Annotated in this window: 2 protein-coding genes; one reads left to right on the forward strand and one right to left on the reverse strand. The window is 59.3% G+C overall.

Annotated elements, in window-relative coordinates; translation table 11 throughout:
* On the forward strand, positions 1–745 hold a 745-nt coding region (locus tag EN935_RS34840), incomplete at its 5' end, for a GntR family transcriptional regulator (protein ID WP_206534648.1).
* Between the two features lie 103 nt (positions 746–848).
* Here the strand turns inward: EN935_RS34840 and EN935_RS34845 are convergent.
* On the reverse strand, positions 849–1671 hold an 823-nt coding region (locus EN935_RS34845), incomplete at its 5' end, for an ABC transporter substrate-binding protein (protein ID WP_127374169.1).

Below are 1671 nucleotides of genomic sequence, written 5' to 3' on the forward strand. Positions count from 1 at the left end.
GACAGGGGTTACCGGGTTTCGGAACCAGGAAAGATATACGCCAATGGAACATGACCAGACATCAAGATTTGTCCAGGACGGGGTCCATGCTCGGGATGCTGCGGATATTCTCGGCCAGAATGCAACCGTAAGCATGGCTGATCGCGCGTACAACTACCTCATGGACAGCCTTTCCAATGGAACGCTCCGTGGTGGCGACACGATCTTGGAAAGCCGCCTTGCCGAAAGGATGGACCTCTCCCGTACACCGATACGAGATGCGTTGGGACGCCTCGAGGGAGAAGGCCTTCTGGTTCGGGCCGGTCGCACTTTGACCGTGCGACGGGTTACGGTGAAGGAATTTCTTGACCTGCTTCACGTCCGCAGGCTGATCGAGCCGGAAGCTGCCTTCTTGGCTTGCGGGAAGATCGACCCGAATCTTCTGGAGAAATGGCGCGAAGTGGAACTGGCATATTCTGACGAGACGGTCACTAAGGAGCAATGGTCTTTGGACGAGGAGATCCACCTAACCATTGTGATGGCCTTGCAGAACGACTACCTCGCCGATCTCGTCCGGAACCTGAGAAGACGGACGCGGCTCTTCGAGCTCACGGAGTTCCCCGGAAGCGGCCGATCGGGTCGCAAGGAGCACCTGCGGCTGATCGGAGCACTCATAAACGAAGATGCATCCGAGGCGAAGGCCGCGATGCTGACCCATTTGGAGACATTGCGAGCGGATGTCGTCGATCTGATCCGCCAGATGTAAGTCGCCGGCGGCAGGCCTGCGACATCGTGCAGGCGCGGCGTGGACGCGCCCCTATTATGGAGCACGTCCATAAGCCAGGCCGTGGCCGAGGCCTGCCCCCGTGTCAATTTTCGACGAATCGATTGGTGTAGAGTTTGGCGACATCGGTGTCAGGTGCCATGCCGAAAGCATCCACCAGAACCTTTTTCGTTTCGAGCCAGTCGGCCTCTGTCATCACCCCGGCCGCGTTCTCCTCGCTCTTCAACGTATGCAGGTGGTGCTTCGTCAGCTGAGTGCCGGCGAGGATAAGTGCGGAGTCCGCGTCAGGCCGTGCGTCGGTGATCGCCTTGGCGGCCGCTGCTGGATCGGTCACGGTGTCTTCCAGGCCCTTGAGTGTAGCCTTGACAAACTTGCCGACCAACTCGGGCTCTTCCGCTACGGTCTTGGTGTTGGTCATGATGCCAGCACCGAGGGAATTGAGACCGAAGTCGGCATAGAGCAACGGAGGCGCGGTCGGCTTCTGTTTCGCAACCTTGGGGCCGTCGATGTTGAAAGCCACAATCGCGTCGACCTGGCCCTGCAGAAGGGCGCCATAGAGCGTGAAGTAGCCGAGCTGCACAACCTCAACCTTGCTCGCGTCGATATTATTTACCTTGAGAAGCTGCGGAAACAGCCGCGCCGCGGCGCCGTCGGGAACCAGACCGACCTTCCTTCCGACGAGATCCGCGGGTTTTGAGACTGCGTTTCCCTCAAGCGAGATCAGCGCATTTGGGCTCTTCTGGATTATGCCGGCCACTGCGACCACCGGCTGTCCCTTGGAGGCCAGAAGCGCCATCGTGTCGAGACTTGCGAACCCAAAGGTATCCACTCCAGCGCCGACCGCTTGCACAGTCGAGCCACTGCCTTTTCCGTCAAGCAATTCCACGTCGAGGCCGGCCTCCTTGTAG

It is taken from the genome of Mesorhizobium sp. M7D.F.Ca.US.004.03.1.1 (genome assembly GCF_003998635.1).
GTDB classification, from domain to species: Bacteria; Pseudomonadota; Alphaproteobacteria; order Rhizobiales; family Rhizobiaceae; genus Mesorhizobium; species Mesorhizobium loti.